This window comes from Streptomyces thermolilacinus SPC6, from assembly GCF_000478605.2.
Taxonomy (GTDB): domain Bacteria; phylum Actinomycetota; class Actinomycetes; order Streptomycetales; family Streptomycetaceae; genus Streptomyces; species Streptomyces thermolilacinus.
Genome location: NZ_ASHX02000001.1, coordinates 3466424 through 3484550, shown reverse-complemented (window position 1 = coordinate 3484550; position 18127 = coordinate 3466424). Strand labels below are relative to the sequence as shown.

Here is an 18127-nt window from a genome sequence, read left to right as displayed (position 1 = left end):
TATACGCTTCCTTAACTTCACAAATTTGTGAAGACAGGCGTAGCGTCGAAGCATGACGAACGCCATCGCCGTCAGCGGACTGCACAAGTCCTTCGGGCGCACCCACGCGCTCGCCGGCCTCGACCTGAACGTCGCCGCCGGCGAGGTCCACGGCTTCCTCGGGCCCAACGGCTCCGGGAAGTCCACCACCATCCGCGTCCTCCTCGGGCTGCTCCGCGCCGACTCCGGAACCACCCGGCTGCTCGGCCGCGACCCCTGGCAGGACGCCGTCGAGCTGCACCGCCGGGTGGCGTACGTGCCCGGCGACGTGACGCTCTGGCGCAACCTGTCCGGCGGCGAGGTGATCGACCTGTACGGCAGGCTGCGCGGCGGCCTCGACAAGGCGCGGCGCGCCGAACTGGTCGAGCGGTTCGAGCTGGACCCGACGAAGAAGGGCCGTACGTACTCCAAGGGCAACCGGCAGAAGGTCGCCCTCGTCGCGGCCTTCGCGTCCGACGTGGACGTGCTGATCCTGGACGAGCCGACCAGCGGCCTCGACCCGCTGATGGAGGGCGTCTTCCAGACGTGCGTGCGCGAGGAGCGCGACCGGGGCCGCACGGTCCTGCTGTCGTCGCACATCCTGAGCGAGGTGGAGAGCCTCTGCGACCGGGTGAGCATCATCCGCAAGGGCCGCACCGTCGAGTCCGGCTCGCTCGCCGAGCTGCGCCATCTGACCCGCACCAGCGTGGAGGCCGAGCTGGCCGCCCCGCCGAACGGGCTCGGGGGGCTGCCCGGCGTCCACGACCTGCGGGTCGAGGGCGCCCGCGTACGGCTCCAGGTGGACACGGACCGGCTCGACGCCGTGCTGCGCTCCCTCACCGAGGCGGGCGTACGGTCCCTGACCAGCGCGCCGCCCACCCTGGAGGAGCTGTTCCTGCGCCACTACGAGGACGAGGCGGTGACCCGGTGAGCGCGACCGTCACGACCGCCGCCGCCCCGCCCACGACGGCCGGCGGCCCGCGCCACCTGGCCGGTACGGGCGCGCTGCTGCGGCTCGCGCTGCGCCGCGACCGGGTGATGCTGCCCGTGTGGGTGCTGGTCCTCGGCATGGTCGTCGTCAGCGGCGCCGGGTCGATCGACGCCCTCTACCCGACGGCCGCCGACCGCGCCCAGGTCGCCACGTCGATGACCGCCAACAGCTCCCTGCGGTCCCTGTACGGGCCGGTCTACGGGGACTCGGTCGGCGCGCTCGTCGCCTGGCGGTTCGGGGTGTTCGCGTCGGTCCTCGCGGCCGTCATGAGCCTGGTCATCGTCGTCCGGCACACCCGCGAGGAGGAGGAGACCGGCCGCCAGGAGATGCTGTCGGCCGCCATGGTCGGGCGGCGGGCGCCGCTGACCGCCGCGCTGCTCGCCGCGCTGGTCGCCAACACCGCCCTGGCGCTGGTCATCACCGCCGGACTGGCCGGGCAGGGCGCGGGCGGCGCGCTCGCGCTGGGCCTGGCGATCGGGCTGACCGGCATGGTCTTCGCGACGATGGCGGCGATCGTGGCGCAGCTGACGGAGAGCGCCCGGCTCGCGAAGGGCCTCACGGCCGGGGTGCTGGGCGCCGCGTTCGTGCTGCGCGCGGCGGGCGACGCGGGTGACGCGGAGGGCGGCTCGCTCCTGACGTGGCTGTCGCCGGTCGGCTGGGCGGAGAACGTCCGGGCGTTCGCCGGGGACCGCTGGTGGGTGCTGCTGCTGTCGGCCGCCGCCGTGCTCGTACAGGGATTCGTCGCGTACGAGCTGACCGGGCGCCGCGATGTCGGGATGAGCTTCCTGCCCGCCCGGCCCGGTCCCGCCGAGGGGCGGCTCGCCTCGGCGGGCGCGCTGGCCTGGCGGCTCCAGCGGGGCGGGCTCGCCGGGTGGACGGCCGGGTTCCTGGTCGCGGGACTCGTGTTCGGCGGGATGGTCGAGGGCGCCGCCGACCTGGTCGGGGACAACGAGCAGGCGCGGCAGATCTTCGAGCGGATGGGCGGCGCGCAGGCCATCAGCGACACGTTCCTGGCCGCGCTGCTGGGCCTCTTCGGGATGGTCGCGTCGCTGTACGCGGTCGGGTCGGTGCTGCGGCTGCACGGTGAGGAGACCTCGCAGCGCGCCGAACCGCTGCTCGCGAGCCCGGTCGGGCGGCTGCGCTGGGCCGCCGGGCACCTGGTGATCGCGTTCGCCGGGCCGGTGCTGCTGATGCTCACGGCCGGGACCGGGATGTACCTCTCGTACGGGCGGGACTTCGGCGGCGTGATGGGCGCGGCGGCCGTGCAGCTGCCCGGCGTGTGGCTGCTGGGCGCGCTGGCGGTGCTGCTGCACGGGGCGTTCCCGAAGGCGGCCGTCGCCGCGTGGGGCGTGGCCGGGCTCGCGGTCGCGATCGGCTGGATCGGTCCGGCGCTGGACCTGCCGCAGGCCGTGCTGAACCTGTCGCCGTTCGGGCACCTGCCGAAGCTGCCGGGTGCCGACATGGCGTGGCAGCCGGTGCTGGTGCTGGCGGCCGGGGCGGCGGTGCTGGTCGCGGCGGGGCTCGCGGGGCTGCGGCGCCGGGACCTCGTCGCGTCCTGATCATCTGCGGGTGCTCCACGGCGTGGCCTCCGGCCGGGTGCTCCACGCCGTGACCCCGGCCGGTGCGCGTCGGCCGGGGCCCTACAGCGTGACCGGCAGGCCCTCCAGGCCCCGGATCACATAGCCGGGCCGCCACTCCGGCTCGGCGGCGGGGCGCATCCCCGGGGCCCGGCGCAGGAGCTCACCGAACGACGCGGTGAGCTCCAGCCGGGCCAGCGGCGCGCCCAGGCAGTAGTGGATGCCCGCGCCGAAACCCACGTGCGGGTTCTCCGTACGGGCCAGGTCCAGGCGGTCCGGGCGGGCGAACCGGGCCGGGTCCCGGTTCGCGGAGCCGAACAGCAGCGCCACCTCCGAGCCGCGCTCCACGGTGACCCCGCCGATCTCGATGTCGTCCAGCACCCAGCGCTCGAACATCTGGAGCGGGGTGTCGTAGCGCAGCAGTTCCTCCACAGCTGTGGACAGTGGTACGGCGCCGGAGCGCAGCGCGGCGAGCTGCTCCGGGTGACGGAAGAGGGTCCACCAGCCGTTGACGGTCGTGCCGACGGTCGCCTCGTGGCCGGCGTTGAGGAGCAGTACGCAGGTGGAGACCATCTCCTGCTCGGTGAGCCGGTCGCCCTCGTCGTGCGCGGCGATCAGCGCGGACACGAGGTCGTCGCCGGGCTCCTTCCGCCGCCGCGCGATCAGCTCGCGCAGATACGCCGAGAACTCCACGGACGCGGCCACCGCGCGTCGGGCGGTCTCCTCGTCCGGATTCAGCTCGAACATCCCGCAGATCGCCGCCGACCAGGGCCTCAGGAGGGGCCGGTCGGACGCAGGTACGCCGAGCATCTCCGCGATGACCGCGACGGGCAGGGGCTCGGCGACCCGGGTGAGGAGGTCGCCGCCGCCGTCCGCGACGAGGCCGTCCACCAGCTCGGCCGCCAGTCGGCGCACGACCGGTTCGAGACGCTCGACCGTGCGGGGCGTGAACGCCTTCGCCACCAGCCGCCGGATGCGCGTGTGGTCCGGCCCTTCCAGGTCGAGCAGCCCTTGCCCGTTGAGCGTGGTGAACGGCTCGTGCTCCGGGGGCGGCGGGGTCCGGCCGAACTCCTTGTGCGTGAAGCGGTGGAGGTACGTCCGCCCCAGCCGCCGGTCCCGCAGCAGCGCGGACACGTCGGCGTGGTGCGGGACGAGGTACTGCCGGGTGGGCGCGAACCAGTGCACCCGCCCCTCCTCCCGCAGCTCCGCGTACGCGGGGTAGGGGTCGGCGACGAACCGGGGCGACCAGGGGTCGAACACCATTTCCATGCCCGGACGCTACCCGCTCAGCCCCGGGACGTCCTCTCGCCCTGGACGTCGGCCGTCCAGCGGACGTCGTGCGGCGCCTCGACGCGGAAGCGGCCCGTGCCGCCCTCGGACAGGTCGAGCCGGTTCGCGTACGTGCCGGACTCGGAGCCGCCGCACGCGACGCCGAACTCCGCGACCTCGCCCACCGTCACCTTCAGCCGCCGCGTGCCGCTGTCGGCGACGCAGTGGATGTTGACCCACGTGGTGCCCCTGCCGACCACGATCCGGCCCAGGTCGGCGCTCCCCCGCCGGGGCCCTCCGGAGGCGAGCCGTACGAAGCCCGGTACGACCTCCGGCAGCGACGGGGCGGGGACGCGCGGCGCCGAAACGTCCGGGGCCGGGGCGTTCGAGGCCGGGGCGGACGGGTCCGGAGACGGCGCCGTGGCGGACCTGCTCGTCACCGTGACCGTGCCGTCCGTGCTCGTGCACCCGGTCATGCATCCCAGAACGGCCACCAGGGCCGCGAGCACGGCGCTTCGGCCTCGTGAACGGATCATGCGCGCTTCCCCCCGCGATAGGCGGGTGCGGACGCAGATCCCCCTCCGCCCGCACCCGTTCGACCGGGCAAGTCAAACACCGGAACGATCCGCTCCTCAGAGTCGCGCAGGGCAATTCGCGCGATCGTTACCACTTGATCCTTATTTGAGGTTGTCCGTGTCCGGTTCTCGCCGGTAACGCTGTCCTGTGACCTGGAAGGGCCTTGAAAGCCACGGCTCAGGAGCCCTCCCGGCCGACCCGCCTCACCTCGCGGTCCAGGGCCCACGCGTCGGCGACCGGACCGATGTGGGCGAGCTTGTCGGGGTTGATCACCGAGCGGACGGTCCGGATCTCCCCGTCGAGCACATCGAGCGTCAGGGTGTGCAGCACCCTGCCGTCCCGGTCGCGGAAGACCGCCCCGGGCTGGCCGTTGACCTCAAGCGGCTCGAACGTCACGCCGACCTTGACCATCTTGAGGATGGCCGAGCCCAGCAGCCTGGCCACCTTGTCGGCGCCGACGACGGTCCGGGCCAGCTGCGGGGCCTTCCCGCCACCGTCGCCGACCAGCTGGGCGTCGGCGGCCAGGAGGCCCTGAAGCCCCTTCACGTCGCCGTCCCGCAGGGCGTCGAAGAACCGCGTCGCCAGCTCCTGCCGCTCCCGGCGGTCCGCTTCGAACCTCGGCCGCCCCGCCCGCATGTGCCGCCGCGCCCGCACCAGCAACTGGCGGCAGGCCGCCTCCGAACGCCCCACCGCCGCCGCGATCTCGTCGAACCCGAAGGCGAACACCTCCCGCAGCACGAACACCGACCGCTCCAGCGGGCTCAGCCGCTCCAGCAGCAGCAGCGCCGCCATCGACACGGAGTCGGCCAGCTCCGCCGCCCGCTCCGGGTCCTCGTACGGGTCGCTCAGCAGCGGCTCCGGCAGCCACGGGCCCACATAGCTCTCCCGCCGCACCCGCGCCGAGCGCAGCACGTCGATCGCGATCCGCGTCACCGTGGTGGACAGGAACGCCTTGACCGACGTGGGCACGGTCGAGGAGCCGTCGAAGCGCAGCCATGTCTCCTGCACCGCGTCCTCGGCCTCGCTCACGCTGCCCAGAATCCGGTAGGCGATCGAGAACAGCAGCGGTCGCAGCTCCTCGAACTCCTCGACCTTGTCCACGCCGATCCGCCCTTCAGGCCCTCGCCCCGCCGCTCAGTGGAGCTGCCCGGGCACATAGTCCCCGGCCGGCTGCCGGGCGATGATGTTCAGCCGGTTGGCCGTGTTCATGAAGGAGACGAGGACCACCAGGGCGGTGAGCTGCTCCTCGTCGTAGTGCCGGGCGGCACGCGCCCACACCTCGTCGCCGACCCCTCCGGCGCCGTCCGCGACCCGGGTGCCCTCCTCCGCCAGCTCCAGCGCCGCGCGCTCGGCCTCGGTGTAGACCGTGGCCTCCCGCCACGCCGCCACCAGGTTCAGCCGCAGCGCCGTCTCACCGGCCGCGGCGGCCTCCTTGGTGTGCATGTCGATACAGACGGCGCAGCCGTTGATCTGGCTCACCCGCAGCGCCACCAGCTCCTGCGTCGCCGCCGGGAGCGAGGACTCCTTGAGCCCCGCGCCCGCCGCCATGAAGTGCTTGAGGATCTTGCCAGCGGTCGGGCTGGCGAAGTAGTTCAGTCGCGCGTCCATGAGGTGCTCCTCCGTGGTGATCGGTGCCTACGCCCTCTTGGACGGGACAGCCCGACCGTCTGTGACAGAGCCCCGTGTGACCCGCGTCTCCCCCGCGACGCCGCCGGTACGAGGGTGCCGCACCCGGAGGCATGCCTCCGGGCGGGCTCAGCGCGGCGTCACCAGGCGGGCCTCGTAGGCGAAGACCGCCGCCTGGGTGCGGTCGCGCAGGCCCAGCTTCACCAGGACCCGGCTCACATGCGTCTTGATCGTGGACTCCGCCACCACCAGGTGCGCCGCGATCTCCGCGTTCGACAGGCCCTGCGCGATCAGCACCAGCACCTCCGTCTCCCGCTCCGTCAGGTCACCGACCTGCGCCAGGGCCGCCGCGCGCGGGGACTCCACACGCTTGGCGAACTCGGTGATCAGCCGCCGCGTCACCGTCGGCGCCAGCAGCGCCTCCCCCGCCGCCACCACCCGCACCCCGTCCGCCAGCTGCCGCGCCGACGCGTCCTTCAGCAGGAACCCGGACGCCCCGGCGCGCAGCGCCTGGTACACGTACTCGTCCAGGTCGAACGTGGTCAGCACCAGCACCTTCGCGTCGCCGTCCGCCGCGACGATCTCCCGCGTCGCGTCGATGCCGTTCATCTCCGGCATGCGGATGTCCATCAGCACCACGTCCGGCCGGAGCGCCGCGACCTGCGCGATGGCCTCCCGCCCGTTGACCGCCTCGCCGACGACCTCGATGTCGGGCATCGCGTTCAGCAGGACGGAGAAGCCCTCCCGCACCATCATCTGGTCGTCCACGACCAGCACCCGGATGCTCACGCCGCCGCCTCGTCCCTCGGCACGGGTATGAACGCCGCCACCTCGTACCCGCCGTCGTCCGTCGCGTCCGCCGTCAGCTCGCCGCTCAGCATCGCCACCCGCTCCCGCATGCCCGTGATCCCGTGCCCGGCACCCGGCGACGGCTTGACCAGGCCGCGCGGCGGGCCGTTCACCACCCGCAGCCCCAGCCCGCCGAGGACGTGGGCGACCTCCACGCGGGCCGCCGCGCCCGGCGCGTGCCGCAGCACGTTCGACAGCGCCTCCTGCACGATCCGGTACGCGGACAGCTCCACGCCCTGCGGCAGCTCCCGCACCGCGCCGGTCACCGTCAGCTCCACGTCCAGCCCGGCCTCCCGGACGTTCGCCAGCAGCCCCTCCAGGTCGGCGAGGGTCGGCTGCGGGGCGTCCGGCGCCTCGTAGTCCTCCGCCCGGACCACGCCCAGCACGCGCCGCAGCTCGGTCAGCGCGGCCACAGCGTTCTCCCGTATCGTCACGAACGCCTGCTCCAGCTCGGGCGGCGGGTTCTCCACCCGGTAGGGCGCGGCCTCCGCCTGGATGGCGACGACCGACATGTGGTGGGCCACCACGTCGTGGAGCTCCCGGGCGATCGTGGTGCGCTCCTCCAGCAGCGTGCGCATCGACCGCTCCTGCGCCGTGACGGTCAGCTGCGCGGTGACCTCCTCCCGCGCGGTCCGCCGCACCTGCCACACGGTGACGACCAGCAGGGCCAGCGCGGCGGCGAACAGCAGCTCGGCCGTGCCGCCACCGCCGCCGTAGCCCCCACCTCCCAGCAGGGTCCCGGTGAGCATGGCGTACAACGCCGTCATCACCCACATCCACGCCGCCGCGCGAGGCCGGGTCCGCGCCGCGACGACCGTCATCACGACGAGGTGGGCGAGGAAGACGACCGGCGACCACAGCTCCCCGGCCCCGGCCAGGACCGCGTACAGGAACGCCGTCAGCAGCGACGCCCAGAAGGCCGCGACGGGCCGCACCAGCGTCAGCAGCACGGCGCCCGCCGAGAGGAGCGCGGCCGGGTAGAAGTTCGTGATCGAGTACCCGGCCGCGAAGACGACCAGAGCGGCCCCCACGACCAGGGCGTGCGGCACCCACACCGCGTACTGCCGTATCCGCGCGGGCAGCCGCCGGGTCACGGGGCCGTCCACGGCCATGGGCGCCAGGGGCCGGTAGGCGAGGGCGCCTTGCAGAAGGTCCTCCCGCAGGCCCTGGAGCAGTCCCACGGCATGGTGGAACTCGGGGCTGCGGCCGCCCGTGTCGATGCGCTGCGTCGTCGTGTCCGTCACACCAGCCACCGTACGGGGACGGCCACCGCCACCGCGTCGGACTGGAGTGGGTATCGCGGGGTCCCTCCTGAGTACTACGGGTACTGAGGAACCGGCCCTGGCACCGGCCCCCGCGCCGCGCCCCTCGCGAGACTCACCAGGCCAGTTGGGCGATCTCCTCGGCGACCACCGCGCACGCGTCCGCCGACGGGTCGATCAGCGGGAAGTGGCCCACGTCGTCCAGTACGGTCAGCCCGACCAGCTCGCCCGCACGCGCCGCCGCGTCGGCGTACGCCTCCGCGACGGGCAGCGGGACGACCGTGTCCTCCCGGCCCTGCACGACGGTCGTGGCGATGCCCGTCGGCAGCAGCACCGCGGGGTCGGCGAAAGCCGCCCGCTCCTTGAAGTCGGCCTCGCCGCCCAGAAGTTGGGCGACGGCGCCGCCGCACACGTCCAGCTCGACGGCCCGCTCGAAGTGGGCGATCGGCGCCAGCGCGACGACCCCGCGCAGCCCGGGCGCCTCCGCCAGCCGCCACGGCGACCCGGCGGGCAGGACGTGCCGGGACGCGGCCCACAGCGCCAGGTGGCCGCCCGCCGAGTGCCCGGTGACGACGACGCGGCGCGGATCGGCCTGCGGCAGGTGCTCGGCCGCCAGTGCGGGCAGGGCGTCCAGGGCCGCCGCGACGTCGTCGAACGTCTCGGGCCAGCGCCCCGCCACCGGACCGCCGCCGTCCGCCGAACCGCCGCCGTCGGCCCCTTCACCGTCGCGGGGCGCCGGAAGTGCGGGCCGTCCGCGCCGGTACTCGACGCTGGCGACGGCGAAACCGCTCCGGGCCAGGAAGTCCGCGAAGGGCGAGACGTGCAGCCGGTCGTACGGGGCCCGCCAGGCGCCTCCGTGCAGGACGACGACGAGCGGGACGCGGTCGTCGCGGTCGCGGGGCGCGTAGAAGTCGACGATCTGGTCGGGGTGTTCGCCGTACGGGGCGGTGGCGTCGGGTGCGACGGCCGGGTGCGACAGGGCCGACGCCTCCTCGGCGGCGTCGCGAGCGGCGGGGTCGGGCATGCTGCTCAACCTTTCGGTGACGGGGCCGAATTGGCCTGACCTGCGGGGACCGTATCAGTACTGGGGCCCCCGCAGGCCGGCTCGTACGGCGCCGCTAGCGCCCCTCGGACACCTCCGCGCACACCTCCGCGAGCACGCGCGCGGCGCGCTCGGCGTCGGCGTACCCGACGTACAGCGGGGTGAAGCCGAAGCGCAGCACGTCGGGGCGGCGCAGATCGCCGACGACGCCCCGCTCGATCAGCCGCGCCATGACGGCGGGCGCCTCCGGGCAGGACAGCGCGACCTGGCTGCCGCGCTCGGCGTGCGCGGCCGGGGTGAGGGAGGTGAGCCGCCCCTCGGGGACGTACGCGCGGACGCATTCCAGGAAGAAGTCCGTCAGCGCGAGGCTCTTGGCGCGCACCTCGCCCACCGGAACGCCGTCCCACACGTCGAGCGCCGACTCCAGCGCCAGCATCGACAGGATGTCGGGCGTACCGACCCTGCCGCGCCGCGCGCCGTCCGCCGCCGCGTAACCGGGGGACATCGCGAACGGGTCCGCGTGCGAGTTCCAGCCGGGCAGCGGCGAGTCGAAACGGCCCTGGTGACGCTCGGCGACGTACAGGTACGCGGGGGCGCCGGGCCCGCCGTTGAGGTACTTGTACGTGCAGCCGACGGCCAGGTCCACGCCGTTCGCGTCCAGGTCCACGGGGAGGGCGCCCGCGCTGTGGCACAGGTCCCACACCGCGAGGGCGCCCGCGTCCCGCACGGCGGCGGTGATGCCGGGCAGGTCGTGGAGGCGGCCGGTGCGGTAGTCCACGTGGTTGACGAGCGCGGCGGCCGTGCGCGGGCCGACCGCGGCCGGTACGTCGCCAGGGGCGACCGGCACCAGACGGCGGCCGGTCATCCGGGCGGCGGACTCGGCGATGTACCCGTCGGTCGGGAACGTCGTCGCGTCCACCACGATCTCGTCGCGGCTGTCGTCGTCCGCGAGCCGTACGGCCCCGACGAGCGCCTTGAAGACGTTGACGCTGGTCGAGTCGCCGACGACGACCTGGCCCGGCGCCGCGCCGAGCAGCGGGGCGATCCGGTCGCCGATCCGCTCGGGCGCCGTCCACCAGCCGCTCTCGCCCCAGGAGCGGATGCGCAGCTCGCCCCACTCGTGGGCGATGACGTGCGCCATCCGCGCCGGTACGTGGCGGGGCAGCGCGCCGAGCGAGTTGCCGTCGAGGTAGACCACGCCGTCGTCCAGGGCGAACAGCTCGCGCCGCTTCGCCAGCGGGTCGGCGGCGTCCAGGGCGGCCGCCCGCGCCACCAGGGCCTCGGCGGCCCCGGTGCTGTCGGTGGTGTTCTCCAGGAGCTCAGACATGGCTGCGCGCCGTCCACAGCTCGGGGAAGACGTTCTTGCGGGCCCGCTTCTCCAGCCAGGCCACACCGGCGGAGCCGCCCGTGCCGGTCTTGGCGCCCATGGCGCGGCGGGTGGCGACCAGGTGGTCGTTGCGCCAGCGCCACACGAGCTCGGCCACGTCCGTGAGCGCCTCGCCGAGATCGACCAGGTCGCGGTGCCGGTCGGGGTCGGCGTACAGCTCGGCCCAGACCTCCTCGACGCGCTGCGACGGCTCGTACCGCTGCGTCAGGTCGCGGTCGATGACCTCCTGCGGCACGGGCAGCCCGCGCCGGGCCAGCAGCCGCAGCACCTCGTCGTACAGGCTGGGCTCGGCGAGCGCCTTCTCCAGCTCGGCGTGGACGCGGGGCGCGCCGCGGTGCGGCACCAGCATGGACGCCGACTTGTCGCCGAGCAGGAACTCCATGCGGCGGTACATCGCGGACTGGAAGCCGGAGCCCTCACCGAGCGCGGCGCGGTACGCGTTGAACTGCGCCGGGGTGAGGCGGGCGATCGGGCTCCAGGAGTGGTTCAGCGCCTCCAGCTCGTGCGTCGAGCGGCGCAGGGCGGCCATCGCGACCGGGACGCGGTCCTCGCGCAGGGCGCGGCTCGCGGTCTCCCACTCATGGACGATGACGGTGAACCACAGCTCCATGACCTGCGTGGTCACCAGGAACACCATTTCTCCGGGGTCGTCGGAGCGCAGGTGCTGGAGGTGGGTGAGGACGTCCGCCTGGACGTAGTCCTCGTAGGGAGTGGTGCCCGCGAAGTCCAGGTTCGGCATGTCGTCCGAACCGGTCTCGGGGGCAGGGGGGGTAGTAGGCGAAGTAGACATCGCTGTCTCCGTCAATGCGTGCTACCGGGTAGCGGTCCGCTCCTTCCGCAGGGTGTGGAGCCCCGGTCCCCTCGGGACCGCGTGCGATCTGCGCACCGGTCCCACGCGCATCATGGCACGATCGGCCCGGTGATGTAACGGCCGTCCTCGTCATACGGCCAGGCGTTGGAGACGCACCCGCGCAGGCCCTTGATCTGCTGCATCATGACCGGCGCGGGCTTTCCGGGGCCGGGGCAGGTCATGTGCGTGCGGATGCCGATCTCGTGCCCGACCTCGTGGTTGATGATCAGGTGCCGGTACTCGGCGGGGGTACCGGAGAAGGTCGGGGAGCCCTGCAGCCACCGCTTCAGGTTCACGACGACGCCCTCGGTCGTCTCGCAGTTGTACTCGCCCCGGGTGTTGAGCCCCTGGGCGAGGCACAGCTTGTCGGCGGTCTTCGGGGTGGCGATCCGGATGACGAAGTCGGCGTTCTCGCTGACCAGCTGGAACGCGCCGCGTCCATGGGCGGCCCAGCCGCGCGGGTGGGCGAGGATCTGCTCGATCTCGCGGGCGGCGTCGGCCGCGGAGATCCCGATGCCGTCCTCGACCTGGACCCGGTAGCGGCGCAGGGTGCCCGTGCCGACCTTGGCGCCTGACGCGTCGGCGGTGGTGAACGTGCCGGGACCCTCGTGGGGCACGGTGGCCGGCGGGTCGGGTTCCTTCTCGGCGCTCGCGGACGGTGACGGCGAGGGCGGCGGGGACGCCTTGCCGCTCGCCTGCGGCGACGGGGCCTGCGGCGAGCGCCGCGCGGACGTGCCGGGCGTCTCGGGTGCGGCGGCGGACGGGCGGCTCGCGGCGGCCGGTTCGCCGCCCGTCCAGTGCGCGACGGCGGCGCCCCCGCCCAGGGCGAGGACCCCGAGTGCGGCGCCGCCGAGCACTATGCGGCCCAGCGGCCGACGGGCGCTCCCCCTGCGGCGCGCTCCCCTGCTGCCGCGCCGACGCCTCGACGCGGGCACTCCACGCTTGCCCAACAGACCTCTCCCCGTGTCATGGCCGGGTGGGGGGAAGGCCGGCGCAAGATTCGATGGTCTGTGCGATCGTACCGGCCGGGTCCGTCAAGGCCCCCGACTGGCCCGCGTCACCAGCCGGTTGAGTCCCCGGGCCACGCCGTTGCGCGTACGCGTCCGCGACGCACCCGCGCCGGAGTGACGCCCCGACGTGCCTCCGGCCCGGACGCGGCGGGGCGTCCGGGCCGGAGGCGGGGCTGCCGGGTGCGGGGCGCCCGGCGGGGTGCGGCGCTCAGCCGAGCGTCTCGGCCGCCAGCGGGGAGGAGTCGCGCAGGAACGTCGAGCAGCGCTCGTACTCCTCCTGCTCGCCGATGTCCCGCGCCGCCCGCGCCAGGGCGTGCAGGGCGCGCAGGAAGCCGCGGTTCGGCTCGTGCTCCCACGGCACCGGGCCGTGGCCCTTCCAGCCGCTGCGGCGCAGCGCGTCCAGGCCCCGGTGGTAGCCGGTGCGGGCGTAGGCGTACGACTCGACGACGCGGCCGCCCTCGTACGCCACGTCCGCGAGCCGCGCCCAGGCGAGGGAGGACGCCGGGTACTTGGCGGCGACCTCCTCGGGCGCGGCGCCGGACTCCAGCAGCTCGCGCGGCTCCGGGTCGTCGGGGAGGTGGGTGGGGGGCGGTCCGCCCAGCAGGTTCTCGTGAATGGACATGCCCCCAGTCTGCTACGCCCGGCCGGGTCCTCCCGCCATCCGGGTCAGCGTGCGGACCACCGCGTCCACCCCGTGCTCGGCCTTGCTCCGCGGGCAGCCCAGGTTGATCCGTACGAACCCCTTCGCGCCGTACGTCGAGCCGGGCCGTACGGCGACCTTCTCCCGCGCCACCAGCTCGTCGCCGAACGCCTCGTCGTCCACGCCCAGCGGCCGCAGGTCCAGCCACGCCAGGTACCCGGCCTGCGGCGGCGCGTACAGGGCGCGGCCCGGGAACGCCTCCTCCAGCCGGTCGGCGAGCAGTCGCGTGTTGGCCAGAACGTACGGGCGGAGCCGGTCCAGCCAGGCCGCGCCGTGCCGGTACGCGGCCGTGTGCGCGGTCAGGCCCACGGCGGACGGCGAGTTCAGTCCCTCGCCCCGCTCCACGCGCCGCTCGAACTCGACGCGGTCGGCGGGGTCGCCGATGATCCCGTACGCGGCGTTCAGCGCGGGGAAGTTGAACGCCTTCGAACCGGACGTGATCAGCGCCCAGCGCCCGCCCCGTGGCGCCACGGTCGTCCACGGCACGTGCCGGTGCCCCGCGTGCGTCAGGTCCGCGTGGATCTCGTCGCTGACGACGGCCACGCCGTACTGCTCCGCCAGCGCCGCGAAGCCCTTCAGCTCCGCCTCGGTCCACACCCGGCCCGTCGGGTTGTGCGGCGAGCACAGCAGCAGCATCGTGCTGTCCGGGCGGGCCAGCTCCCGCTCCAGGGCGGCCGTGTCCCCGACCGGGACGCCCCGCAGCTCCCGCCCCTGCGCGTCGAGCGTCTTGATGAACCCGTCGTACGTCGGGACGTGCACCACCACGCCGTCGCCGGGCCGCGTCCACATCCGCAGCAGCTGCGCCAGCTCGCTCAGCACGGACGGCCCGAAGACCAGCGCCGCCGGGTCGAGGTCCACGCCGTGGCGCGTCGCCCACCAGTCCCGTACGGCCTCCGGGAAGCCCGTGTGCCGCCAGTCGGTGTAGCCGAACACACCCCGCTCGACGCGCTGCCGGACGGCGTCCAGCACCTCGGGCGCGAGGCGGAAGTCCATGTCGGAGATGGTGAACGGCACCAGGTCCGGCACCCCGTACAGCTCGGGCAGCACGTCCCACTGGAACGAGCCGGTGCCGCGTATCCCGACCACCGTGTCGAAGTCGTACGTCGTCGTCTCGTGCGCCATGTTCCCTCCTACGGCGCGGGCCCGGCACCGCGCTGTGCGATGCCGGGCCCCGGCCTGTGGTCCTGGTGACGACTGCTTCAGCCGCTATACGTCGGCTTCCGCTTCACGTTCTACTTCAGCTTCGTACCCGCCGAGCGCAGCGCCTGGCACGCCTCGGCGACGCGCTTGGCCATGCCCGCCTCGGCCAGCTTGCCCCAGGTGCGGGGGTCGTACGTCTTCTTCGAGCCGACCTCGCCGTCGACCTTGAGGACGCCGTCGTAGTTCTTGAACATGTGGTCCGCGACGGGCCGGGTGAAGGCGTACTGCGTGTCGGTGTCGATGTTCATCTTGACGACGCCGTTCTCCAGCGCGGTGGAGATCTCCTCCTGCGTGGAGCCGGAGCCGCCGTGGAAGACGAAGTCGAACGGGTCGGCCTTGCCGAAGCGCTCGGCGACACCCTGCTGGAGGTCCTTCAGCAGCTCGGGACGGAGCACGACGTTGCCCGGCTTGTAGACGCCGTGGACGTTGCCGAAGGACGCGGCCAGCAGGTAGCGGCCCTTCTCGCCCAGGCCGAGCGCCTCGGCCGTGCGGATCGCGTCGTCCACGGTCGTGTACAGCTCGTCGTTGATCTCGTGCGTGACGCCGTCCTCCTCGCCGCCGGTCGGGGTGATCTCGACCTCCAGGATGATCCTGGCGGCGGCGGCCTGGGCGAGCAGCTCCTGGCCGATGGCGAGGTTGTCGGCGAGGGTCTCGGCGGAGCCGTCCCACATGTGCGACTGGAACAGCGGGTTCTCACCCTTGGCGACGCGCTCGGCGGAGACGGCGAGCAGCGGGCGGACGTAGCCGTCCAGCTTGTCCTTCGGGCAGTGGTCGGTGTGGAGCGCGACCGTGATGTCGTACTTCGCGGCGACGATGTGCGCGAACTCGGCCAGGGCGACCGCGCCGGTCACCATGTCCTTGTTGTGCTGTCCGCCCAGGAACTCCGCGCCACCGGTCGAGATCTGGATGATGCCGTCGCTCTCGGCCTCGGCGAAGCCGCGCAGGGCGGCGTGCAGGGTCTGCGACGACGTCACGTTGATGGCCGGGTAGGCGAACTTGCCTGCCTTCGCCCGGTCGAGCATCTCGCTGTAGACCTCGGGGGTTGCGATGGGCATCTGTCCGCTCCTTGTGATCTGCGGTTGCGTGCGTTGCTGATCCCTGACCTGGGGGCGACGTCATCGTCGCACCTATCTTCCCAGAAGGGCCCTGAGGCTCCACCCCCTGGACGCACCGAGCCGCACAGGGCATACGGGAGGCGGGCGCTGTTTCACGTGAAACAACGCCCGCCTCTCGTGGAGCCGCAGGTCAGCAGCGGGGCGGCCGGGAGCCGGCCGCGGTGGGCACCGGTCAGGCGAGGCCCAGCTCGTCCAGCGCGTACGCGTAGCGGTACGGGACACCGGCCGTGCCGCTGATCTTCTCGCCCGCGCCGGTCGCGCGGTCCACGATCGTGGCGACCGCGACGACCTCCGCGCCCGCCTCGCGGACCGCCTCGACGGCCGTCAGCGGGGAGCCGCCCGTGGTCGAGGTGTCCTCCACGACCAGGACCCGGCGGCCCTTGATGTCCGGGCCCTCGACACGGCGCTGCATGCCGTGCGCCTTGGCGGCCTTGCGGACGACGAACGCGTCCAGCGTGCGGCCGCGCGCGGCGGCGGCGTGCAGCATCGACGTGGCGACCGGGTCGGCGCCCAGGGTCAGGCCGCCCACCGCGTCGTAGTCGAGGTCGGCGGTCAGATCGAGCATGACCTGACCGACGAGCGGCGCGGCGGCGCCGTCCAGCGTGATCCGGCGGAGATCGACGTAGTAGTCGGCCTCCAGACCCGAGGAGAGGGTCACCCTGCCGTGCACCACGGCCTTGTCCTTGATCTGCTGGAGCAGATCCGCTCGTACGTCAGTCATGCTCCGAGCTTAAGCGGCGCCGACCGGCACCCCGCTCAGAGGCGGCGCCAGGTCCAGGTGGTGGCCATCTCCAGCGGCTCGATGGGCGTGACCAGGCGCGGGGCGGTGTTCAGCCCGTTCGGCGGGCCCGACTGCGGCTCCACGCACACGGCGGCCTCCTGCTCGTCGTACACGACGACCCACGGCTCGCGGCTGGTGACCTTCAGCTCGAGGCGTTCCGGCCAGGTCAGCGTGACGTCCACGCCGTCCGGCATGCCGAAGCAGTCGTCCCAGGGGCCGGGGCGGGGCTCGACGCGGCGGCCGGTGGGCAGGTGGTCGTCGCCGCGCTCCTCCTGCCACTCGGGGGCGAAGTCGATCCCGACCGCGCTGCCGCCGACGACCCGGTTGAACCACGGGTGCCAGCCCGCCTGCGCCGGGAACGAGTCGTCGTACGTCTCGACGCCGAGCCGCAGGGTCAGCGAGGTGTCGGTCAGCTCCACCATCTGCGTGACCCGGCCGGGGTACGGCCAGGGGTCGGCCAGGTCGTACGTGAACACCGCCTCCGCCTTGTCGGCGCGGGCCGTGCGCCAGGCGGTGTCCCGGCCGGTGCCGTGGATGGCGTGCGGCGGGGCGTTGAGCGGCAGTTGGTGCCGCGTCGCACCGTTCAGGAACCGCCCCCGGTCGGTGCGCCCGCACCAGGGCACCATCGGGAAGCAGCCGTACCGCTCCCCCTGGCGCAGCAGTTCGTCACCGGCCACCCGCAGGCTGGCGATACGGCAGCCGTTGTGCGGCGTGATGGTCAACTCGACGTCTCCGGCGGCCAGCCGGACCTCTTCGCTCATGCTCACACCGCCCGACCTTACGTGCGCCGCGGCTACTTGCGGCGGCGCAGCGCACGGCCGATGAGGACGGCCGAGGCGAGCGCGAGCGCGGCGGCGGGTGCGAGCCAGCGCAGCATCCCGGCGCCGGAGCCCGCGGCCGGTCCCGGCACGGGCGCGTACCGGCCGCGCGGCGGGGCGTGATCGACCTCCTCGGCGCTGCGCCCGATCATCGTCCGGCGGGCGTGCGCGGCCTCGGCGGGCGGCTCGGTGTCGTCCACCGGGAAGTCGTCCACGGCGAACGGGTCCAGCGAGGACGGCGGCACGGGCGCGTCGAACACCCCGCCGCGGAGGTCGCCCCCGGCTCCCACGGCCCCGTCGTCCACACCGTCGTCCTCCGCGCCGTCCGCGTCCTCCACGTCGTCCACCTCCAGGTCCACGTTGTCCAGGTCGGCGGCCTCGGCCTCGGCGTCGGCGTCGGCCGGTACGGCACCGTCCGTCCGCACGGTCTCGGCGACGGTCGCGTCGGGTGCCGCGGGCACGTCGTCACCGGCCGCGTCCACGTCGGTGACCGCGTCGTCGGCGGTCGCCTCGGCGGCGTCCCCGTCCTCGTCGGCGTTCCCGTCCCCGACGGTCGCCGCGGCGGGCGTCCGGGCGGCGGGCGTGGCCGCCGCCTCCTCCGCGAGGGCCTCGCCGAAGCGGTCCAGCAGCCGGTGCGCCGTCGTGGTGAGCGTGTCGGCGGGAAGCTCCGCCAGGCGGCCCTCCGCGCTCGCCGTGCCGGTGAACGCCAGGTCCGTACCGCCGTCGGCGGGGGTGAGCCGGGCGGTCAGCGCGACCTTCACGCCGCCGCTGCCGCGCGCCTCCGCGCCCTCGCCCGACACGTCGTACCCGCCGTCCTCCCGCGCGGCCAGGTGCAGCGCGCCCCGGTAGGTGACGGTGTGCCCGCCGGCGCGCACCTTGAGGCGGCCCGACAGCGGGCCGGCCGACGCGTCCGCGTCCTGCTGGAGCCCCGGTACGCAGCGGGCGACGCGCGCGGGGTCGGCCAGGACGGCACGGAGGGACTGCACGGGGACCGGAACGAACACCTCATGCTCCATGACAGTCGAGCCTACCCACGCCCGGCCGTCCCGACCCCTC

At 74.0% G+C, this 18127-nt stretch carries 18 protein-coding genes; 2 read left to right on the top strand and 16 right to left on the bottom strand.

The annotated features are described in order from the left end of the window. Nucleotides 1-52: 52 nt before the first annotated feature. On the top strand, nucleotides 53-949 hold the full coding sequence (locus J116_RS15130) for an ABC transporter ATP-binding protein (protein WP_023587908.1): 897 nt from the start codon (nucleotides 53-55) through the stop codon (nucleotides 947-949). Then, a complete protein-coding gene (locus J116_RS15125) occupies nucleotides 946-2568 on the top strand; it encodes an ABC transporter permease (RefSeq protein ID WP_023587907.1) in 1623 nt (540 codons plus the stop codon). Before J116_RS15130 ends, J116_RS15125 begins: the two co-directional genes overlap by 4 nt. 81 nt (nucleotides 2569-2649) lie before the next feature. Here J116_RS15125 and J116_RS15120 read toward each other — a convergent pair whose 3' ends face one another. The 16 genes from J116_RS15120 to J116_RS15045 form a co-directional block, all read right to left on the bottom strand. Beyond that, the gene (locus tag J116_RS15120) at nucleotides 2650-3855 is read right to left on the bottom strand and encodes a cytochrome P450 (RefSeq protein ID WP_028964081.1); all 1206 of its coding nucleotides are present in this window, start codon (nucleotides 3853-3855) and stop codon (nucleotides 2650-2652) included. A 17-nt stretch (nucleotides 3856-3872) separates the two neighbouring features. Further along, nucleotides 3873-4391, bottom strand: coding sequence for a hypothetical protein (locus J116_RS15115; protein ID WP_235617350.1), 519 nt, complete (start codon nucleotides 4389-4391; stop codon nucleotides 3873-3875). 217 nt (nucleotides 4392-4608) lie between these two features. Beyond that, nucleotides 4609-5532 carry an RNA polymerase sigma-70 factor gene (locus J116_RS15110; protein ID WP_023587904.1) on the bottom strand — a complete coding sequence of 308 codons (924 nt, stop codon included), beginning with the start codon at nucleotides 5530-5532 and terminating at the stop codon, nucleotides 4609-4611. Nucleotides 5533-5565: 33 nt separating this feature from the next. Next, complete coding sequence (locus J116_RS15105; RefSeq protein WP_023587903.1) at nucleotides 5566-6039, bottom strand: carboxymuconolactone decarboxylase family protein; 474 nt, start codon at nucleotides 6037-6039, stop codon at nucleotides 5566-5568. A 147-nt stretch (nucleotides 6040-6186) separates the two neighbouring features. Continuing rightward, nucleotides 6187-6846, bottom strand: a complete 660-nt coding sequence (locus tag J116_RS15100; protein ID WP_023587902.1) for a response regulator — start codon at nucleotides 6844-6846, stop codon at nucleotides 6187-6189. Beyond that, the gene (locus J116_RS15095) at nucleotides 6843-8150 is read right to left on the bottom strand and encodes a sensor histidine kinase (protein WP_023587901.1); all 1308 of its coding nucleotides are present in this window, start codon (nucleotides 8148-8150) and stop codon (nucleotides 6843-6845) included. Before J116_RS15095 ends, J116_RS15100 begins: the two co-directional genes overlap by 4 nt. Nucleotides 8151-8283: 133 nt before the next feature. Further along, nucleotides 8284-9192 (bottom strand): alpha/beta hydrolase, encoded by a 909-nt coding sequence (locus J116_RS15090; RefSeq protein WP_023587900.1) that lies wholly within the window; start codon nucleotides 9190-9192, stop codon nucleotides 8284-8286. 94 nt (nucleotides 9193-9286) lie between these two features. Then, nucleotides 9287-10537: a kynureninase gene (gene kynU / locus J116_RS15085; RefSeq protein ID WP_023587899.1), complete on the bottom strand. Its 1251-nt coding sequence runs from the start codon at nucleotides 10535-10537 to the stop codon at nucleotides 9287-9289. Next, nucleotides 10530-11387, bottom strand: a complete 858-nt coding sequence (locus J116_RS15080; protein WP_051203512.1) for a tryptophan 2,3-dioxygenase family protein — start codon at nucleotides 11385-11387, stop codon at nucleotides 10530-10532. Before J116_RS15080 ends, kynU begins: the two co-directional genes overlap by 8 nt. Before the next feature lie 110 nt (nucleotides 11388-11497). Continuing rightward, nucleotides 11498-12397: a DUF3152 domain-containing protein gene (locus J116_RS15075; RefSeq protein ID WP_023587897.1), complete on the bottom strand. Its 900-nt coding sequence runs from the start codon at nucleotides 12395-12397 to the stop codon at nucleotides 11498-11500. A gap of 268 nt (nucleotides 12398-12665) precedes the next feature. Then, nucleotides 12666-13079, bottom strand: a complete 414-nt coding sequence (locus J116_RS15070) for a DUF3151 domain-containing protein (protein ID WP_023587896.1) — start codon at nucleotides 13077-13079, stop codon at nucleotides 12666-12668. A gap of 12 nt (nucleotides 13080-13091) precedes the next feature. Next, a complete protein-coding gene (locus tag J116_RS15065; RefSeq protein ID WP_023587895.1) occupies nucleotides 13092-14279 on the bottom strand; it encodes a MalY/PatB family protein in 1188 nt (395 codons plus the stop codon). 110 nt (nucleotides 14280-14389) lie between these two features. Then, the gene (gene fbaA / locus J116_RS15060; protein WP_268810606.1) at nucleotides 14390-15430 is read right to left on the bottom strand and encodes a class II fructose-bisphosphate aldolase; all 1041 of its coding nucleotides are present in this window, start codon (nucleotides 15428-15430) and stop codon (nucleotides 14390-14392) included. 214 nt (nucleotides 15431-15644) lie between these two features. Next, complete coding sequence (pyrE, locus tag J116_RS15055) at nucleotides 15645-16193, bottom strand: orotate phosphoribosyltransferase (RefSeq protein WP_023587893.1); 549 nt, start codon at nucleotides 16191-16193, stop codon at nucleotides 15645-15647. A 35-nt stretch (nucleotides 16194-16228) separates the two neighbouring features. Then, nucleotides 16229-17014, bottom strand: coding sequence for an aldose epimerase family protein (locus J116_RS15050; protein WP_201258854.1), 786 nt, complete (start codon nucleotides 17012-17014; stop codon nucleotides 16229-16231). A 32-nt stretch (nucleotides 17015-17046) separates the two neighbouring features. Then, complete coding sequence (locus J116_RS15045; RefSeq protein ID WP_028964080.1) at nucleotides 17047-18087, bottom strand: SRPBCC domain-containing protein; 1041 nt, start codon at nucleotides 18085-18087, stop codon at nucleotides 17047-17049. Nucleotides 18088-18127: the final 40 nt, after the last annotated feature.

Bases quoted from the DNA above. Each gene is read 5' to 3' on its own strand.
- J116_RS15130 (WP_023587908.1), top strand. From the start codon at position 53: ATGACGAACGCCATCGCCGTCAGCGGACTGCACAAGTCCTTCGGGCGC.
- J116_RS15120 (WP_028964081.1), bottom strand. From the start codon at position 3,855: ATGGAAATGGTGTTCGACCCCTGGTCGCCCCGGTTCGTCGCCGACCCC.
- J116_RS15115 (WP_235617350.1), bottom strand. From the start codon at position 4,391: ATGATCCGTTCACGAGGCCGAAGCGCCGTGCTCGCGGCCCTGGTGGCC.
- J116_RS15105 (WP_023587903.1), bottom strand. From the start codon at position 6,039: ATGGACGCGCGACTGAACTACTTCGCCAGCCCGACCGCTGGCAAGATC.
- J116_RS15090 (WP_023587900.1), bottom strand. From the start codon at position 9,192: ATGCCCGACCCCGCCGCTCGCGACGCCGCCGAGGAGGCGTCGGCCCTG.
- kynU (WP_023587899.1), bottom strand. From the start codon at position 10,537: ATGTCTGAGCTCCTGGAGAACACCACCGACAGCACCGGGGCCGCCGAG.
- J116_RS15080 (WP_051203512.1), bottom strand. From the start codon at position 11,387: ATGTCTACTTCGCCTACTACCCCCCCTGCCCCCGAGACCGGTTCGGAC.
- J116_RS15070 (WP_023587896.1), bottom strand. From the start codon at position 13,079: ATGTCCATTCACGAGAACCTGCTGGGCGGACCGCCCCCCACCCACCTC.
- J116_RS15065 (WP_023587895.1), bottom strand. From the start codon at position 14,279: ATGGCGCACGAGACGACGACGTACGACTTCGACACGGTGGTCGGGATA.
- pyrE (WP_023587893.1), bottom strand. From the start codon at position 16,193: ATGACTGACGTACGAGCGGATCTGCTCCAGCAGATCAAGGACAAGGCC.
- J116_RS15050 (WP_201258854.1), bottom strand. From the start codon at position 17,014: ATGAGCGAAGAGGTCCGGCTGGCCGCCGGAGACGTCGAGTTGACCATC.
- J116_RS15045 (WP_028964080.1), bottom strand. From the start codon at position 18,087: ATGGAGCATGAGGTGTTCGTTCCGGTCCCCGTGCAGTCCCTCCGTGCC.